This is a genomic window from Methanosarcina barkeri str. Wiesmoor, from assembly GCF_000969985.1.
Lineage (GTDB): Archaea > Halobacteriota > Methanosarcinia > Methanosarcinales > Methanosarcinaceae > Methanosarcina > Methanosarcina barkeri_B.
On the sequence record NZ_CP009526.1, the window covers coordinates 681,375 to 700,577 of the forward strand.

Consider the following 19,203-nt stretch of genomic DNA (forward strand, 5'->3'; position numbering starts at 1 on the left):
TCTGGCTGGTTGCCGGTTAGAGCTCCTCTGATTTCAAAAGCTGCTTAAATCTCTCTGGATTGAACCCAATGACAACTACTTCTCCTATCCTGACAAACGGGAAGCCGATATTGCCAGTGCCCTCCATCATTTCAGCTGCTATCTTGTTTTGTTCGCTCTCACTGGCGAGATCGTAATCAATGAAATCGAATGGTATGCCTCTGGCCCGAAAAAATTCCTTTGTTTTTCTGCAAACCGGGCAGTTGCTTATGGTGTACATTGATACTTTTGCCACACGCTCTCCTAATTCTATTGTTGATTCTGTTTCCTTCAACTTTTTCCGTTTAGTTCCCTGAAGCTTAGTACTCGATGAGCACATTGATATCCCCTCCCTTCTTGGATACGTTGACCAGCGTCTCTTCTTCGACGAGCTTGAAATTCAGATCGGTAAGCGTGTTGCCGACTTTCACGTGGTTAAACTGCACGTTGTCCAGCCATGAAGGTAGGTGGGGCTTCTTGATGATCAGCCGGTTATTCAGAGCGTCGGGAGCTATGCCCAGGCTGGAGGTGAGCATAAACGGCATGGTCCCAGACGCCCATGCCTGTGGACTACAGGCTACCGGGTATTTCACTGGGACGCCGTAATCTGAGCGCGTCAGCCCTCCGAAGCACTCAGGTAAACGGTAGCCTTCGAATGCCTTTGCCGCTTCATACATGCCCGTGAACAATAAAGACATCTCATTGATGAACCCATACTTTCTTAATCCCATGGCAATTATCGCGTTTTCATGAGGCCAGACCGTGCCGTTGTGGTACCCTAGAGGATTATACCGTTTCTCTTTCGAGGATAGCGTGCGAATGCCCCATTCGGTGAACATGTCTTCTCTGAAGATCCTGTTTACCAGGTACTTTACATATTTTTGATCAATGATTCCTGTCCACAGGCACTGCGCTGGGTTTGACGATATCACGTCGCACAAGCCTTCTGCGTCAAGTGCCTGGGCGAAAAACTGCCTATCTTTCATCCAGAACTGCCGGTTAAACCTCTCTTTCAGTTCCTTTGCTTCCTTTTCCAACCTGGCTGCGTCGTTTTCCCGGCCAAGCTGCCTGAACAATGGTGCAAGGCATATTTTCGCCATGTAAACGTACCCCTGTACTTCAGCCACAGCAACTGGTTGTTTCGCAAGTGAACCATCGGAGCGGCTGATTGAGTCGGGCGAGTCTTTCCAGCCCTGGTTGTAAATGCCCATTGGGGATTTCACCGCATAGTAGGCAAAGCCATTTCTTTCCATATTGGCATAGACGTCGATCCATTTCAGGGCTCGGTCCACGTTGCCTTCCAGCTTCTTGACCAATTCGATGTCTCCTGTCCAGTTCACGTATTCGGTCAGGAGGATCAGAAATAAGGGTGTGGAGTCTACAGTGCCGTAGTACGGAGTTTGCGGAATCAGGTTCAGGTTAGCCAGCTCACCTAGCCTTAGTTCATGAAGCATTTTACCGGGCTCCTGATCCCTCCAGTCATCTGATCTGTCGCTTTGGAATTTTGCGTTCACTATCAGCGTGCTTTTTGCCAGCTTCTCCTCGAATGGCAATAGCTGGAGCGCTGAGATAATGCTGTCCCTCCCAAACAGCGTGTCGTACCAGGGCACCCCAGCCGAATGGAACATGTCTCCGTTGAGGCTCATGCGCATCATGTTCAGGTCGGCAAGCGAGCGCACCATGATATTGTTGAAAATGTTGTTGTTTGTCGGTATTTTCTCGCAGCAATCAAGAGCCGTGATGTAGGATTTCATGATCTGGTTCATTCGATCATCGGGATTTTTCACTGGCTGCTCTGGTTTCTTACCAGGCTTTACCTCCTCGACAGAGATTTCCACGTTAACTGTCTGTGACCCATGGGGGCCTATCGTCAGCTCGAAGGTGCATGTTTTTCCTTCTATTCTCGTGGGCGATGGATCAAATGCAATAATCGTGTTGCGCCGATTCTTGTCCTCTCCTTCGTAGGATAAGTAAAGGTTTTTACCATCGAACCTGGCAGGCAACACTTCTCCAGATGTCGGAGGGGCGATGCCCATGATGGTGAACATGTCTGCGAAATCTGCGTCGAATTCAAAAGTCAGGTTCAAGGTCACGGGGAAATTGTTGAAGTTCCGGATAGTATGGGTATGCCGTACGCATCCAGGTATGACCGTGGCCAGGGTTCCGAGGAGCGTTTCTTTGGGAACGGTGGTGCCTGTGCAATCTTTTAGGTTCGGGTTGGTAACCATAAGTGTAGATTTGAAACCTCTTTCGTCGCTGGATAGAACCCGCGTCGGAGGCGTGTCCATGAGTCTTATGAGAAAACCGCTCAGGTACCTGCAATCATGGTAATAGAGGCCATACCCGTAATTTTCTGTAATCGGTATTTCTCCATCTTGCTGCGTTACGAGCGTTAGCTCGTTGTCCCGTATGACCATATCGTTGGTAATGTTGCTGGCCAGGGTATGTTTCTTGTATATGTCCCATGCTTCGCGGATTTCCCCTCGTTCGGAAGGCTCGAGCATGCAAATTCCTCATAGTCCAGTATCTGTTTTATACAGTGGCTGCAGCCCTTGGACTGGCCCTCAGACGGTTCTTTTCCCGGATGAGCGGAAGTACGTCCCGCCCGTAGCCCTCAATGAACTCATACTGGTTTGGGCCAGCGGAATGAAAGTAAAGCCGGTTAAAGCCCTCATCGATGAACCTTTGCGCAAACTTTGCGTGCACGTCGGGGTCACTGGAAATGCATAGCCGGCTTTTGATCACGTCATTCCCTACGACAGCTCCATTTGTTGCCACCATTTCCGGCGTATAGATGTTCTGGAGATGTGTCGCAAATATCATTGTGCCAGCCCAGTACTGCTTAAATGTCTTTACAGCGGCATCCACATCATCAGTGTAAGCCACCCATATTTCAACATGTTTTGGCATCTTCTCAGGGTCTTTTCCAGCCTTCCGGGCACCAGCTTCGAAGTTGGAGACTATCGCTTTCATTACCTCGGGCGGGTTGGCAACGCTTATCAGGCCGTCACCGTAGTAACCCGCAAAGAACGCGCTGTTTGGGACGAGAGACGAGACATAGATGGGGATGCGCCGCCTGGGCATCGTGTACAGCCTGGCTTTTCTCGTCACATAATATTCCCCATTGAAGGTTACCTCGTCCCCGCCCCAAAGCAATCGCATGAGCTCGATGGCTTCCCTCATCATGTCCTGACGTTTTTCGTATCCTGGCCATAGCCCAGTCGTCGGGTACTCATTCATTGCTTCCCCGGTGCCGACGCCGAGATAAAAATTTCCTTTGTTCATCCTTTCAACAGTTGCTGCCGACTGGGCGAGGACCACCGGGTTATAGCGCAAGATGGGGCAGGTGACACCTGTTCCGATTTCAATGCCATTCAGCCTCGCAGCAGCCGCTCCCAGCCACGTCCAAATATTGCACGATTCTCCCGAAGGATCCCAGGGATGAAAGTGATCACTTGCGGAGATCGATTCAAATCCCGCCTTTTCAGCCGCGACCGCCTGTTCGAGCATGTCGAGCGGGTCATACTGTTCCGAAGCCGCATTCCATCCTAATATTACCATTCTTCATCACCTCTGTGCACGTCTGTTTTATGTCTGTTCTATGTCTGTTTTATATTAGACTCTGAGACTATGCTTATGTTCGGGCATTTCCGGTGACTCAGGGGTGCCCGTGAAAATGGCCTGCTTATGACCTGTTAGTGACCTGTTAATTGATCTTTCAGCAGTTCATCCTGAAACCGGACAAAGCCGGTAATCATAAATCGCGACTTTTAGGGGAGGTCGTTTAATTATTCGATTTCTGGATTCTCCTCTCCCCTCTCCTCTCATGGCGGCATTTTGTCTGGTATTTTATCTTTGCTATCTGCATTTTTGTCTTTGCCATCTGTATAAGCCTGCAAAATCAGTAGCTATCTTTTTAGCTGGATTCTTAGAATCTCATTGATCTATTCAATGCTCCCGCAATCATTGAATTGGTTCTGGTTATTGTCTCAGTGCTTGGCACCATCCCCCATTGTGCGACGCTTACAATTTTACCTTAAATAACTAAATACGAGCTCTGGGTAATGACTTATAAGGTAATTATAAGGTAATTATTATAGCATTTTTATTTAAATATTCGTAACTTACCTGATGTTCTCGGGTATTTAAACCACCAAATCTCATTCTGAAAGTCAAAAATACGCTTTGTAAAAGTCGTAGTGTACTGTGTAGTTTATGGGGGCCGAGTATTCTTTCCAGCTGTGGGAAAGCTTATAAAGTGTCCACCCTTGTGAGACTATACACCCTTATTCTATTATTTTGTCAGATCTCAGTTGTCAGATATCAACCAAAAACATCTGGCTGCCATAAACCGACAAGTTCTAAAAATTAAGAGCCAATCATCAATTTTAACCATTAAAACAAGAAAATATTCATTGCATACAGGATGTATACTACTTACGTTTTGATGGACTGAGTCTGCTTATGAAAGAAAGAGATCGAAAAGAAGAGACCGAAAAGCGGTATAAGCTTGCTCTGGAAGCTGATCCAGGTGATGCTGGTTCTCATTTTAATTATGGATTTCTCCTTTCAGAAATGGGACGATTTGAAGACGCTGAAAAGCAGTATCAGCTATCTCTTGAAAACGATCCTAACAGTGTAGATGCACACTATAATTACGGGCTTCTCCTGCACAATATGAATCGTATGGAGGAAGCTGAGATACAGTATAAACTTGCTCTAGAAGCTGACCCAGAAGATATAGATATACACTGGAATTATGGAGTTCTCCTAGAAGAATTGGGTCGTAAGAAAGAAGCTGCAATGCAGTATTTTCTTGCTTTGGAGTTCTGACAATGTAGAATATTTATTAAACATATTTATTAAACGGTTCTGTGTAGTCTGCGGGTTTAGGATAATTTTCAGGACTGATTACAATGCAAAAGACCTTCAGAAAATTTAATGGCAAAACCTACATGCTTGACGAATTCAGCTATTCAGGTATTTGTAAATCAGATGCAGAAAAGCGCAAATCGATGTGGAAGAAGAATGGTTTTGGATCCAGGTGCATAAAAAAGACAAACGGCAAGTATGTAGTTTATCGGGAATATCATGGGGACCCGAGTGATGTAGAAGGCTCATCACTGTTTCCTGTGGACTGAAAAACTAAGCAAGCACAAAGATCAGTGATATTCTGAAGTGAAATCTAGAAAATCCTGCGTGATTATGAAGAAAGAAATCTTACGTATATTCTTCTTTGCAGCTTTCGTGCCTGCAACCTCAATAAGTAGAGATAAATATATGAGTCGGGGCATATACCCAAATAAATAACTTATCACCAAATCGTCAAACAGTAAAAATGTTAGAAAGTAATCTGGACTTAAAATCCGCTTGAAAATCGCATTGTTAGAGAACCTGGGCACAAAAGTTATAAAGAATTAATAGAAAGGAATTTATGAAGATGCCTTCAAAGGCATCTATTTCTTTACTACTATTTTTCCTGTGTGTGTTGGATTCAAAAAACGACAATCAATGAATAGATGAATTCTTTAATTCAATTGCAAAACTGTAATAGATGAACTAGATATTAATATAGATCAAGTGCAAATGGTGATCTAAGTGGATTTTATTAGCCATTTCATTTTAAAAGTTAAGAAGAAGATGCCTCTCGAGGCTCTTCTTTTCATTCTGCAACATATATGGCTTGCTATTTTTGTTTTGACATTGGGCATATCGATAGGAACAGGAATTACCTTTGGTCTAGATATAGTCGCCTTGGTGATAACGCTAGGATTGTTTGTTCTGTTTTTTGTACCTCTAGTCTCTATTGGACAGAACATTTTTCAGAGCAGGAAGGATATTAGAAAGGTTTTGTGCTGCGTACCTTTACTAATAGCTGGCGTGAACCAGACTATGACAGCTGTGATTGGATACACTGGAGTTATGATTTATGAATCTCATCCTGATTCGTTGCTTTATACCTTGCTATTTCCGATACAAAGACTAGCAGAAACTACAATCTATCCTATAACTTACAAACTATTTTACATGGGTTTTCCGTATAACCAATTGCCTGACCTCGTATTCTACATTGTCATTCTTCCGGTTAGTCTGCTTATTTACTTATTGCCTTCGATAGATTACAACAGGATAAAGATCACAAAAGAGATGAAACTAGTTGCTTTGTTACCACTTCTTTGTATTGCTATTCCGATAATCGTGCAGACCGTTAAGATGAGGCTGGGATTGATCGATGAGCTTATGATTCAGTTTTTCTGGTCTGAGATAATATCAAACATAAAATTAATGGGATTCTTTCTGTTGATGCCTGCGCTAAGTATCTTGTATATAAGGCACTATCATAGAATGAAAAAAACAGTTGTCGAGAATTTGATATGAACACAGAAACTTTTTTATTTAGGAAATAGAAGGGTAATCCTCCGTCAACTTCAACAAAACAATAAATTTAATGTACATTATCTTTGTAAAAGTTAAAACAATGTCACTCCTGGATATGCACAATAACAGTAAGGTCTTGTCCTTCAAACTCTTTCCCTACTGAAGAAAGTGCCCTCTTGGGTCAAAAAAACAAGTGAATACTCTATCTTTTGGAGTTCTAACAAGGTCATTTCTCTCCCTATGACCACTAACTAAGGATAAAGAATGCTTATTTTGGGGAATAGATATGCCTTTAGAACTTCCCAATAAAAGTACACTTTAAAAACTAATTTTTTAGATAAATAATCTATAAAAATATTTAAAATCGGTAAATTGGGTAAATAAGGCTTAATAACTCTTAAAAAACGGATCATCTTTTGAGGGGTCTATTCCAGTCTATACTAATGATTTTGGGCATTGTGAGCTTTTCAAAATCTACGAGTACTTTTTGGCAGCTCTAAATTCATAAAATTATCACTTTCATAAAAAAGTCGGTGTGCCTTATAACTATTTGTAACTTTTTTTAAATATATCTAAAAACTTCCTCAACGCCCGCATGCTCACGAGGGGAGCAGATATCGGGCGGTATTTAAAGCTTTTAGGTAATATAGCGACTTTAGTTCACAAATGAACTTTAAATTCTCATCCTTCGAAGATTACAGAGTACCGAAATGTAAGCTAAAAATCCGTGAATTGCACAGGTTTCATTTGAAATCAGTGCACCAATGAAATAATAATATGTTGTCATTTTTCTCGAAAAATGGATGAAAATCTGCTTACAGTGTAATGTGAAATTTTCAAAATGCTAACTTTGTAACAATAAAGTTAGTATCTAAGCGTTGATCTTATTATAAACCCTATGTATAAATAAAGTATGCTTTTTTCATTTATTAATATCTCTCCATTTATGTCGTACAGCTTGCCATCTCTACGTAATAAATTTTTATAATATTTAAATTTTAATAAATTACATAAAATCTAAATATTTTGTATACTTAAGTTTTAAAAGAGAAATATTAATCATATAGTGAAATCTTGGACTATTAATAATTTAATGTGAAATATAAAAGGGGGATCCAATAAATGAAGTGTCAAAAAGTTAATATTTTTAGGAAAATATTGTTTTGTTTGGTTTTATTATTTCTTTGTTTGATGAGCGCTTCTGCTACATATGCTGAGACTTATAATTTTGTTACTAAATGGGGTTCTTATGGCAGTGGCAGTGGACAATTTGCATGTCCAACTGGTGTTGCTGTAGATTCTTCGGGTAACGTTTATGTTACCGATACTGGCAATCACCGCATTCAGAAGTTTAATAGCACAGGCGGTTACCTCACTCAATGGGGTTCTAATGGAACCGACAACAGACAATTTTTTTTACCATATGGTGTTGCTGTCGATTCTTCGGGTAATGTTTATGTTGCCGATAAGGGTAATAAATGCATTCAGAAGTTTAACAGCAACGGCGGACACCTCACTCAATGGGGTTCTTCAGGCAATGGAAACGGACAATTTTATTTCCTAAATGGTGTTGCTGTAGATTCTTCGGGTAATGTTTATGTTGCCGATAGTGGTAATAATCGCATTCAGAAGTTTAACAGCAACGGCGGATACCTCACTCAATGGGGTTCTTATGGTAGCGGCAACGGACAATTTAATGATCCTGAGGGCGTTGCTGTAGATTCTTCGGGTAATGTTTATGTTGCCGATAGTGGTAATAATCGCATTCAAAAATTTAACAGCACAGGCGGATACCTCACTCAATGGGGTTCTTATGGTAGCGGCAACGGACAATTTGAATTTCCGTTGAGTATTGCTGTAGATTCTTCGGGTAATGTTTATGTTGCCGATAAATATAATCAGCGCATTCAGAAGTTTAACAGCATAGGCAGATACCTCACTCAATGGGGTTCTAATGGAACCGACAACAGACAAATTTATGACCCAAATGGTATTTATGACCCAAATGGTGTTGCTGTAGATTCTTCGGGTAATGTTTATGTTGCTGAAACAGGATATTCACGCATTCAGAAGTTTGCTCCAAATTTCGTAGATTTTCCTTCAATTATTGTACCTGTTGCTGCAATGCTTGTTTTAACAGTAATATTTAGACGTAAAAAATAGTGAGGTCATCCTCTTTTAAACTTTTTATCAAAACTCCAACATGTATTTTTTCTCGGAGTGCTCTTTTGAATCAGCACGTACACTCTGGCTACACCGCGAGTTTATCCATATGGTAGGAAATAAAGGTGGAAGACTTCAAAATAAAGGTGGAAGATTTCAAAATAAAGGTGGAAGATTTCAAAATAAAGGTAGAATACTTCACCTTAAGATCGGAAGATGTTGGCAATGCAGAACCATTGGACCTTGGATACAATTTGGCATCTATCAGTGCGAATCCATCATCAAATAATACAGATACGAGAATTCCAAAAATGAACTCGATAAATGATGTAGAAGGCTCATCACTGTTTCCTGTGGATTGACATTCCTTTTTGCGGCTTTCGTGCCTGCAACCTCAATAAATGGAGATAAATAAAGGGTAACGGTCTCACCAGATACTTGGAGTGTAGTTTAATTCCATTTCGTCAAGTTTCTCGACAGGTAAGCCAACGTTTTCGAACATTTCCCTGAATACTGCTCTGTACTCCTCTTCAGGGATTTCTTTTCCGGCGCTGCCTATGGGCATGTCAATATCTGTACGTATAAATCCCGAACTACTCACATAGATGTTGTATTTATTGGAATTATGTTTCCGAGTGATGGTAGTTCCGGGGATAACAAATCCTACGCACCCAAGTTTTGTATCGTTTCTGTAAAATTTGTCTTCAGATCCTATGAAAGTTGCTGTTTTGCTCTGGTTCAGGTATGCATAGACTGCCGGAAAATCTACATTTTCTTTTGTAGTCAGACTCACAACCCCTTTCTGGTTTGATGCCTCATTCTTTAGCTTTTCAAGAAATTCTCCAGAATCAGTTTTATTAAGTCCTAAACTCATTCCGAGCATCTTAAGCGTCCAGGAGTCTTCCGGAAACATGGAAGGCATCTGCGGCGTAATATCACCGGCGTCATTATGATGAGAATAATTGTAGAGCGTTACAAGCGTTTGATTATTCTCATCTTTTTTAAATTCGAGATACGTGTTTAAGTTGTAGTAGAGAGCGACTCTTGATACTCTGTAGTCTGTTTTAAATCTCTCCTCAAGAGATTCGACATTTCCCGGTTCTATTAAATTTGCTTTATCCAGCCTGGTATAGGATCCACTGAGATCATATCCTGCTTTCTCTGCTTTCGTGACAATGGAATTGTAATCAATGGGTCCGACGTCAACAGTATCTCCATAATAAGAGGCTTGGTCATTAATACTCATTAATATCAAAAATCCAAAGAAGCCCACATAGAGAAGCACAGCCAAACCTGCAATTGCCAATAGCAAATATTTTAAAATTTTGAGGGATTTACTCATTTTAAGAACCTCTAATTTTTCATTATTTTGCAGGATATACCCTTATTAAACCCGAAACGCAGAAAAATTACAAAATTTCTTTATTCAAAGATAGCTAAATTTATCATTAAATGATGATTTATTTTTATTATATAGTAATAATTTTAGTCTTTGTGATCTTTTTAGAACTTATGATTATTTTATGTCACATTTTAACTCCTAAAATTATTACTCTAATAAAAAGTTTCCAATTCTTAATAAATATTTGTAATCTTTTTTAATAATATCTAAAAACTTCCTCCACGCCCGCATGCTGCAAAGCAGCAGATATCGGGCGGTTACTGGCAAAAAAAGACGCAAAAGCAGAGAAGCAAAAGTTCTGGATTCAAGAGGGTTTTCATTTTTCAGCAGACACATCAGTTTACTTTCTGAGAAATCTCAGCCGGATAAACCTTTTATTTCCTGAGCAAATCGTTTGCATACATCAGACACGCTTGAATATCTTCATGGGTCAAGTTGGGGTAGTTCTAAAGAATCTCAATCTCAGTCCAATCATGAGTCAGCAGGTCGAGAATGAACTCTACTGCAAGGCGAATCAACCTCGACGATAGCTGATATTCAGGGTATCTCAGTTCGTCGAGTTCAACTGAAGCTTAAGGAAATGGTTGCTGGAAGTTTTCAATCCCACTTTCTGCAGTAAATTTTCGTAAATTCATATTTTTCTCGCTGTCGGTTTTCAACTAAATGTGAATTTATTTGACTTTTACGCAATAGGCAAAAGCACCTATGTAGTGTATTTAAAGACCAGAAAATGATATCAATCAATTTTCACAGCTTTCTGCAAATAATCTCAATTAATCATATCTGTTGTAAAAACACTGCCAGAAAAATTGTTGATTTTCGAAAAAATACTGCGGAATGTGGGTTCAATGAAGGCAAAAGGCTATAAATTTGGGAAAACTTCAAAAATACATGTTTAAGTAATCAGAGAGGTTTTCAGAAAAAACGATAGCAGGAAAAATTGTAGAAATTGAGAGGACATCTGCGGAAAGTGGGCTAAAAATAGCCGATAAATATAAAATGTACTGATAGAATGACGAAAAGATAAAATAATCCTAAATATTATCTGGTGGGACATAACCAAACTCTTTACATGCTTTATTAAATTGTTCGTTTCCCATTTTGTCTCTTAAGTCAGTTATAAGCTTCGAAACATCTTTACTGTATGGAGAATTAAGTTCCTTGTAGATTGAAGAAGCTTCTAGATAATTCAAAAGAGCAAAAGTGTATTCTTTCTTCACTTCATGAGTCACTCCAAGTGCATGAAGTGAGTGTGCAATTCCATATTTATCCCCTAACAATTCTTTTATTTTTAACGATCGCTTTTGCACTTCAATTGATTCTCCATAATTGTCCTGTATAAGATAAACCTTTCCAAGCTCGTACAATGTACCTGCAATTCCGCTTTGATCTCCAAGTTTTTCAGCAATCATCAGAGACTGATTATACAACTTGATAGCTTCATCGTAGTTGCCCTGATGTAAAAGAACAATTCCTAACTCACCCAGTAATTTTGCAATTCCGCTTTGATCTCCAAGTTTTTCAGCAATCATCAGAGACTGATTATACAGCTTGACAGCATCATCGTAGTTGCCTTTGTCATATTCAATCCTTCCTAAAAAGCGCAGTGACATCGATATTCGATGTCTTTCTCCCAGCTCTTCATCAATCTTCAGTGACTGGTTATATTTATTCATTGCTTCTTCGTAGTTGCCCTGAAGATGAAGGATAATTCCGAGGTTATGCAATGATGTAGCGATTCCTATTTTGTCTCCATTATTTTTAAATATCTCATTAGCTCTTTCCATGCATATTCTAGCTTCATATAACTTTGATATATCCCCCAAGAATATGCCTAAAGCTTGAAGATCAATTCCATCATCCAGAATCCCATAATCAGTCCAAAATTCTCCAATTGCTGCTGTAACAAGGTTTAAGTTTCCAAATCCATAATAAACTACTATCCCTGCTCTTATTCTTCTTTTCTTTTGTTCATTATCAGATTCGAGACAATTTAACATTTCCAGAAGTTTCTCTGTGGCTTCACGATATATCTCTCTGTCGTCCTTGACTTTCAACAAAGAGTTAAGTATATCTAAGATATGAACTCCATTATCTGCTTTAGCCAGTTCTTCAATGTTATGCTTTAAAAAAGTATTATCAAAGAAAACATCGTTTATTAGATATTCCGATAAAATGTCGGGGGTTAGGTGGTATCCAGATTTCTTATGTATAATGTGCCCACTTCGTTCCATGACTCCCATTTTGTTTTCATATATAGGTAAGATATTTGTGATTCCACCAATAAGCTCTCCACCTGCAAGATATTCAATGAAATCTTCTCCAAATTCAGTTTGAAAATCTCTAATGATTTTGCTAAAGAACTCTTTACGTGTTCTTATACCATGAAAGATATCTTTTGCATTTGTGGTGGCTCTGTTCCAAAATCTAGTGATTTTTGCATTTCTTGATTGAAAATATGAATTAACAAGAAGAATCCGGTATTTATCAAAATCAATATTCGACATCTTAAGACTTCAACATCTGAGTTATATCACATGAACTGTGGTCAATTACAAAATCTAGTGATTTTGAATTTTACATTTATCACTAGATTTTGGAACTGAGTCATTTGTGGTAGAGTGTTTATTTATGTAGTCAATAGCTAAGAGAGTTATAGCAGGGTTTCCTTCCGATATTTTCTCAATTGCATACTTTAAAGATCCGTCCACATTTTCTGGAAGGATACCTTTTATGTCCATTCTTCCCAAATGAAGTTCCCTGACTGAAGCTAGTTCTAGTCTGTCATTTAAAGCCTTAGCGAATATCGGTCTTGTAGTGATAATTAGTTTGGAGTTTCGTTTGAATGCATTATTTCTTACTTCGCTAAATACTTCCATATTATACTGGTAGTCATCTAAGATAAGCACTGTCTTTTCCAAAAGTTTGGCGTTTAACTTCTCTTCAACATCTTTCGGACTTTGATAACGCCTTAAATTTACAAATAGACATCTTCTTTTGAACCTAAAGACTCTCGCAAATATATCTGATCCTTTAATTCTTTTGGAGATTTCAATTGTAAGTCTTGTCTTACCTACACCGCTCTCGCCATATATTATAAGAACTTGCTCTGAACTCTTTAAAAATTCAGTCGTTTCTTTGAATACATCACGTTCAATATTATTTTCTATTCTTTGAATGTATGGAATATTAAGCTTCTCAAGCTCTTTTTCTGTAAAGTATTTATCGTATTCTACTAGTATGTCGGCATCTTTTGGAGTTGAAACTTTGCGAATGTACTCCCTAATTGGCTTGAACATATAGCCCAATAAACCTAATACTGATACACCAAGTATAGTAGTAACTACAGAGATACTTTCCAAATGTGTATTAATATAAGTTTCAATCTCCGATAAGTTCATCATATTCGAAATAAGAATCAGATAGTACATCAGAACCATTAAAAGTCAGAACATGTACTATTAATGATTTTTGATTTTTTATTCTTTGAAGTTTTCGCCAGCTATAAGAATTATAATCTTTTAATCTTTTCTCCATTAATGAAAATAAGGTTAAATAAGCTGGACAACGATAAAAAAAGATGATTAATGCACAATTTTTAGTTAAACTACATAATTATAAACTAATTCACGCAAAAACATGAAGAAAAGACATCATAAGGTGCTAATGTCTTCAATGCTCAGTATTTTTACACCTTTATATTCCGATATAGGGGGGTAGCTTCGAGTAATTATCAATCCTTCAACGCTGGTTATTCTTTCGTGATCTTGGTAGATTGTTTTAAGATTTGTCTTTACATAATCTATTTTAGTAAGTAAACTTGGTTCTTCCCTTACTATAATGATTCCATTTTTCATTCTATATTTATATCCATTTATAACTCCTTTCAAGTCCCGTTCTCTAAGATGATTAGTTTTCTGACGCACGAAAAGTTTACCTATATCCCACCGCTTTGTTTCTACGACATACACCTTATTTCCTTTTCGTGCAATAGAGTCTATTTGTAACGTCGAGTTTTTTCGATCCTTAATATCATTTTTTACTTCAAATCCATTATCTTTTAATTTATAAGGAACATCTATGCTTTCAAATTGAAGAGACCTTTCTTGCACTTCAGCATCAAAAAGTTTGTAATGATATATAGGAGTGTAATAAAGCTTCATTAAATTCATAAAGTCCGGAGAAATATACACGTTTCCTTCAATTTCTTCCAGAAATGGAAAGATATTATAGTTCTTCTCACTACAAACTAAGCTGTTGTAAATGTCTTCTGCACTGACATCTTTATGTTTCTCAGCTATATATCCTATAAATTCAGTTCTGCTCATGTACAATAACATCTCATCTTGACGTAAGGGACAGTCTGCTATTGTAGAAAAGACTTCTATTGGAATATTTTTTTCTTTTAGATAACGAATATCAAAAAACTCTGCAAACAGAGTAGTCAAAGTCAAAATATCACGTAAAGATTTAAGTGTAAAATAGTTATTATGTATCATCTGTTCTATCGTATATACAATAGTTTCTCTTGGATTATTATTTATGTTGTCATACTCTTCTTTGTGTTCATTAAGATATGTTTTGGTATCTTCATTCGACAATATCATATTTAATTCTAAACTTTTTTGTAAATTAATATAATCAATATCGAGATAATAGCTAAAACTTGAAATTAAATCATTTATAAACGACTCTGACTGCTTAATATTTTGCAGATCAATAGGTTTTTTTAGAACACAATGTGCATACCCTTCTTCTATTAAGTAACGTCTAATTTCAACTTGATCAATAACTGATGAATACTGATCAATTAATTGCATTGCTTTTTCAAAATCTGCTTTCTCATTTCCTTTAACATTATAAGCTTTGAATGCTCTTTTCAATAAATCGTTAAGTGTGAATAATCTGGTAAGATTAAATGTAGGATATCTATTCCAGAAAAAACCAGCTAATATTACACGCTCTTCAAGTAGCCAATAAATCAGTCCTTTTTTGTCTAATGAATTAATCATAGTTGTTAATAGTGGATTGAACCAACACGATAATTGTTCATATATATTGAGAGCTTCATCTTTAGTTATAATATTTAAACCATTACATTTTGGGCATATCGGTTCTTTATCAGCTACTACCTTTTTGCTACCACACTTATCGCAAAATTTCCATTTATTATCGTTATCACACATGTGTTTGTATATTTCGTTAACATGTAATAAAATAACTTTTGTTTATATTGAGACTAAATTTGCTTATGGCAATCTTTCTTTTGAGTCCATATTTCTAATAAAATATGCTTACTACCCACTTTTCGCAGGAAAATTTCGCATTTTCATAATTTTTACTACTATCGATTTTCCATTTGACGTAATTTTGATTGCACTTTTGGGCATGAATTAAAGATGGATATAGGTTCATTTAGAAACCAAAAAACGATAGCAATCAATTTCTAACGAGTTCCATTAATATTTCAGATTGTTTTAGCGTGTTTTAAAAACGCTATCAGGGGATATGTTGATTTTCAAAAAAATACTGCGGAAAGTGGGTTACTAATCTCGGTTATATCAAGTTGACGGGTGCTGGACAATTTACAGGCTTAACCGTAGCTGGAAAAATTGTAGCTCCCATAGACTTGACAGTACCGGCGGCGAAATTATTGGATCAGACATTTTTAATGCGTTTCATCAGAAGATATTGAAGTTAGTGGTCATCTGAATATGAATTGATTGTGTATAATAAGAGATAGAAGATTGAGAATTTAAAAAATAGACTACTATTAACAATTTGCCTAGTTTTCTTTTTGTACATATGGCTGCATGTTAAGGTACATTGGAACAAAATCGGTTTTCTTATTCTTCTCTGCAACTTTAAATTCGAATTTTTCATAGAAGCCGGTTGACTCTAATTTGGAGTCCACCAGGAGATATCTACAACCTATATTATCACAAGTAGATACCACTTGAGCCAGAATAATTTTCATTAAAAAAGTTCCTATCCCACATCTTTCGAACCTGGAATCAACCGCCAGTCTTGCAATTTTAACCGCTGGATATTTTCTATATGGGTAAGATTTGATTCCATCAATTACATTTTTGGTTTCAATTGTGTCGGCTGCTAGAGAATAGAATCCGACCAGAGAACCATTGCAAAAACATAATCGTGTTCGGTTGACTAAATTATTTTGATCTAACAGGGCATTGGTCTTTAAAAAATCATTTAACTCTTCACTTTCGCAGTTAAAAGAAGAAAGATCGTCAGCTTCATCGAGAGGCAGTATAATAAGTTCATTGTCGAGATTTTCGTGCTTTAAGTTCTCTGACTTTTCGCTCGTTTTTCTCATATAATTCCCTGCCTTCGGCAATCATAGCTAAGACTAAAGGTGATGCTTTTGGATTGTCATCGTATTCGATGAATCGTTTTGCATCCTCTCCTTCAAGGACTAACCCTAACTCAACTGGTTTTGCCATTAATTTTACCTCATTTCATTATTTAGTAGTCAGCTTTATTTATAACTAACTTACAAGGACTTACTAACTTAATTACAAGCATAGATGCTGCTAACAGTGTGTTATTTATAACACGCTTTTTACAGCAATTGCCAATTCTCCTTTTTCTTTTTTGTCAGTGACCGCCCGATATCTGCTACTTCGCAGCATGCGGGCGTGGAGAGAAGTTTTAAGATAAATTTAAAAAAGAGATTGAAGAATTAAAAGCAACCCTCTGTTCGCCCTTTCTTTATTTTTGACATCACATTATTTTTTACTATATGCTCGTATTTTCTCCAGCTGCTTCCATCTATTTCGGGCATTGAGACAATGTAAGCTTCGCTTCTTTTCTGGCCGGTGCAGGAGTCGATTGCTTTCTGGATGGCGTCAGGGTCTTTATTTCCGATCAGGTCTATGATTTTTATTTCCTTGATAAAACGGGAGATTGCAGTCATGGGAATTTCATTTAGGTAGGACAGTGGGGATTTTGAACCGATTATTTTTCTTGAGCCTGCCATTGTGGAAACTCCATTTTCGGCAAGTGAAACCAGGGACTGACCTGCCCAGTGGGCGCTTTCTTTTCCGCAGACGACCAGGTAGTTTATGTTTGGATTTGCAAGCACATTAGTTATTATCTTTTCAATCCCAAAGTTTGCAGTAAAACAGGTCCCACAGATTGCATAGTTCTTAAGTCCCCATTCCTTGTAGTCAGAGGCAAGAGTTACTACAGCTACACTCGAATTTGTGTCTCCTACTACGTAGTTTCCGGAAGTTATAGGCCATTCCATAGCGTTTTGCTCCTATTATCTATAACAGATTTTTTATTGAAATTTATCTTTTAGTTCAAATTAACATAGAGCCTATCCCAAAACCTATTTTATTCTAAATCATCGTGAGTTTTTGGGATTATTTTAGTGATTAGGTATTCAATTGATTGTTCCAAATACAAGATTCAAAAAAATCAAATTCTGAATTTCGGGATAGGCTCATAATAATTTTATGGAATACTGTATAATTGAACAAATATATGCCAGCTCTGCAGCAAATTTTTTACTGCAGCAGTGATATCATAATAAACTTAATGATTTCTGATATCCTGACCTAAACTCCGTGATTTCTGATATTCTGATCTATACTCCGTGATTTCTGATATCCTGACCTAAACTCAGTAATTTCTGATATTCTGATCTACACTCAGTAATTTCTGATATTCTTATCCAGACTGCTCCCATAGATACTTATAACAATGTGCCATCTATAACACGCTTTTTATGTTAATTGCTGATTTTTTTCTTCTCTTTTGCCAGTGATAGCCCGATATCTGCTCACTTTGTGAGCGTGCAGGCTTGGAGGGGAATTTTGAATTTAAATTCAAAAAAGTGTTTTTAAAAAGATAAACATAAATGAATATTGTAGTTTTATGTCATTTTTAGGTCTCTCAACTATTTTACATGAGAAAAGGAGGAAGCTGGAATGGCTGAATACTGTACATATGAAAAATATGTATTTAAAAAGAAGCTTGAAACTCTAAGAAATAAAAATGGAAAGAGTACAGAATTAATTTCCCTTTATATTCCTTCTGATAAACAGATTTCAGATGTTACAAATCATTTGAGGGAAGAGCATGAGCAGGCTTCAAAAATTAAGTCTAAACTTACCAGCAATAACGTACAGGGAGCACTTGATTCTTTGTTGGCAAAGTTAAGATCTCTTAACAAAATACCGGAAAATGGGATAGTTTATTTTACAGGAGTTATCGATACTGGAGCTAACAGGACAGGTATGGTTACTGAAGTTCTTATTCCTCCGGAACCTGTTGTAGATTACATATATCACTGTGATTCTGTTTTTTATCTTGAGCCTCTTGAGGAAATGCTCAGAGAGTGCAGTACTTATGGGTTTATACTTCTTGATTTAAGAGAAGCGACTATCGGAATGCTTGTAGGTAGGCATACTGAAGCTATTAAGCATCTCCATTCCACTGTCCCTGGAAAACAAAGAAAAGGAGGTCAGAGTGCACATCGTTTTGAACAGCTCAGACGCATTGCCATTCATGATTTCTACAAAAGAATAGGGGATGCTGCAAGTGATGCATTCCTTGAACTAGATCCATCTGATCTTAAAGGCATTCTTATAGGAGGGCATTCTCCAACTAAAGACGAGTTCAATGAAGGTGGATTTCTACATTATGAGCTTCAGAATAAGGTTCTTGGGTTGTTTGATACAGAGTATACGGACGAATCAGGTTTTTCTGAGTTAATAAATGCAGCAGAGGATACTCTCCAGGGTATTGACTTAATTAAACAAAAGAAAGATATTGAAATGTTTTTTAAAGAGCTCACTACCGAGTCTGGTAAAGTATCCTATGGAGAGGACAATGTACGGGCGAATCTTGAACTAAAGGCAGTTGATGTGCTTTTACTTTCTGAAGATCTGCGGTCTGAAAGAGTAACTCTTAAATGCAGTGCTTGCGGATATGAGAATAAACGGGCAAGAAAATGGAAATCCAATGAAGCTGTTCCTGTTGCAGGAAATTGTCCTGAATGCGGTTCTGCACTTGAAGTCACGGATGTTATTGATGTTGTTGGTGAATTCTCAGAACTCGCTGATAAAGGCAATGCAAGGATTGCTTTTATATCAACAGATTTCGATGAAGGCTCTCAACTTATGATAGCTTTTGGTGGAGTTGCTGCAATCCTTAGATATAACACAGGGGTTTAATTTATTTCAGTTTGCTTTAATTTGTTTTAGTTTGCTTTA

At 37.7% G+C, this 19,203-nt stretch carries 16 protein-coding genes; 6 read left to right on the top strand and 10 right to left on the bottom strand.

Annotation, left to right across the window (positions count from 1 at the left end; genetic code table 11):
• Positions 1 to 16: 16 nt before the first annotated feature.
• Genes MSBRW_RS03085 through MSBRW_RS03095 form a run of 3 tightly spaced genes read right to left on the bottom strand, consistent with a single transcriptional unit; the run spans position 17 to position 3,579 of the window.
• Positions 17 to 358: a glutaredoxin family protein gene (locus MSBRW_RS03085; RefSeq protein ID WP_011305458.1), complete on the bottom strand. Its 342-nt coding sequence runs from the start codon at positions 356 to 358 to the stop codon at positions 17 to 19.
• Positions 339 to 2,522 carry an amylo-alpha-1,6-glucosidase gene (locus MSBRW_RS03090; protein ID WP_011305457.1) on the bottom strand — a complete coding sequence of 728 codons (2,184 nt, stop codon included), beginning with the start codon at positions 2,520 to 2,522 and terminating at the stop codon, positions 339 to 341. Before MSBRW_RS03090 ends, MSBRW_RS03085 begins: the two co-directional genes overlap by 20 nt.
• A gap of 28 nt (positions 2,523 to 2,550) precedes the next feature.
• Positions 2,551 to 3,579, bottom strand: coding sequence for a TIGR03557 family F420-dependent LLM class oxidoreductase (locus MSBRW_RS03095; RefSeq protein WP_011305456.1), 1,029 nt, complete (start codon positions 3,577 to 3,579; stop codon positions 2,551 to 2,553).
• A 903-nt stretch (positions 3,580 to 4,482) separates the two neighbouring features.
• On the opposite strand from MSBRW_RS03095, the gene MSBRW_RS03100 reads away from it, so the two are divergent.
• From MSBRW_RS03100 to MSBRW_RS03120, 5 genes are all read left to right on the top strand, one after another.
• A complete protein-coding gene (locus MSBRW_RS03100; RefSeq protein ID WP_011305455.1) occupies positions 4,483 to 4,851 on the top strand; it encodes a tetratricopeptide repeat protein in 369 nt (122 codons plus the stop codon).
• Positions 4,852 to 4,934: 83 nt separating this feature from the next.
• On the top strand, positions 4,935 to 5,159 hold the full coding sequence (locus MSBRW_RS03105) for a hypothetical protein (RefSeq protein WP_011305454.1): 225 nt from the start codon (positions 4,935 to 4,937) through the stop codon (positions 5,157 to 5,159).
• A 457-nt stretch (positions 5,160 to 5,616) separates the two neighbouring features.
• Complete coding sequence (locus MSBRW_RS03110; protein ID WP_011305453.1) at positions 5,617 to 6,396, top strand: hypothetical protein; 780 nt, start codon at positions 5,617 to 5,619, stop codon at positions 6,394 to 6,396.
• A gap of 1,122 nt (positions 6,397 to 7,518) precedes the next feature.
• Positions 7,519 to 8,559, top strand: a complete 1,041-nt coding sequence (locus tag MSBRW_RS03115) for an SBBP repeat-containing protein (RefSeq protein ID WP_011305452.1) — start codon at positions 7,519 to 7,521, stop codon at positions 8,557 to 8,559.
• A 125-nt stretch (positions 8,560 to 8,684) separates the two neighbouring features.
• Positions 8,685 to 8,921: a hypothetical protein gene (locus MSBRW_RS03120; protein WP_048102430.1), complete on the top strand. Its 237-nt coding sequence runs from the start codon at positions 8,685 to 8,687 to the stop codon at positions 8,919 to 8,921.
• Between the two features lie 65 nt (positions 8,922 to 8,986).
• Here MSBRW_RS03120 and MSBRW_RS03125 read toward each other — a convergent pair whose 3' ends face one another.
• From MSBRW_RS03125 to MSBRW_RS03155, 7 genes are all read right to left on the bottom strand, one after another.
• Positions 8,987 to 9,901, bottom strand: a complete 915-nt coding sequence (locus MSBRW_RS03125; protein WP_011305451.1) for a hypothetical protein — start codon at positions 9,899 to 9,901, stop codon at positions 8,987 to 8,989.
• 1,094 nt (positions 9,902 to 10,995) lie between these two features.
• A complete protein-coding gene (locus MSBRW_RS03135) occupies positions 10,996 to 12,468 on the bottom strand; it encodes a tetratricopeptide repeat protein (protein WP_011305450.1) in 1,473 nt (490 codons plus the stop codon).
• A 54-nt stretch (positions 12,469 to 12,522) separates the two neighbouring features.
• A complete protein-coding gene (locus tag MSBRW_RS03140; protein WP_196298021.1) occupies positions 12,523 to 13,260 on the bottom strand; it encodes an ATP-binding protein in 738 nt (245 codons plus the stop codon).
• 354 nt (positions 13,261 to 13,614) lie between these two features.
• Entirely contained in the window at positions 13,615 to 15,147 is a 1,533-nt protein-coding gene (locus MSBRW_RS03145; RefSeq protein WP_011305448.1) for an NERD domain-containing protein, read from the bottom strand.
• 599 nt (positions 15,148 to 15,746) lie between these two features.
• Positions 15,747 to 16,298 carry a GNAT family N-acetyltransferase gene (locus tag MSBRW_RS03150; RefSeq protein ID WP_011305447.1) on the bottom strand — a complete coding sequence of 184 codons (552 nt, stop codon included), beginning with the start codon at positions 16,296 to 16,298 and terminating at the stop codon, positions 15,747 to 15,749.
• Complete coding sequence (locus MSBRW_RS22845) at positions 16,243 to 16,425, bottom strand: hypothetical protein (protein WP_157209471.1); 183 nt, start codon at positions 16,423 to 16,425, stop codon at positions 16,243 to 16,245. The genes MSBRW_RS03150 and MSBRW_RS22845 overlap by 56 nt, the downstream gene beginning before the upstream one ends.
• A gap of 239 nt (positions 16,426 to 16,664) precedes the next feature.
• Positions 16,665 to 17,231 carry a tetrahydromethanopterin S-methyltransferase subunit A gene (locus MSBRW_RS03155; protein WP_011305446.1) on the bottom strand — a complete coding sequence of 189 codons (567 nt, stop codon included), beginning with the start codon at positions 17,229 to 17,231 and terminating at the stop codon, positions 16,665 to 16,667.
• A gap of 685 nt (positions 17,232 to 17,916) precedes the next feature.
• On the opposite strand from MSBRW_RS03155, the gene prf1 reads away from it, so the two are divergent.
• Positions 17,917 to 19,164, top strand: a complete 1,248-nt coding sequence (gene prf1 / locus MSBRW_RS03160) for a peptide chain release factor aRF-1 (RefSeq protein WP_011305445.1) — start codon at positions 17,917 to 17,919, stop codon at positions 19,162 to 19,164.
• Positions 19,165 to 19,203: the final 39 nt, after the last annotated feature.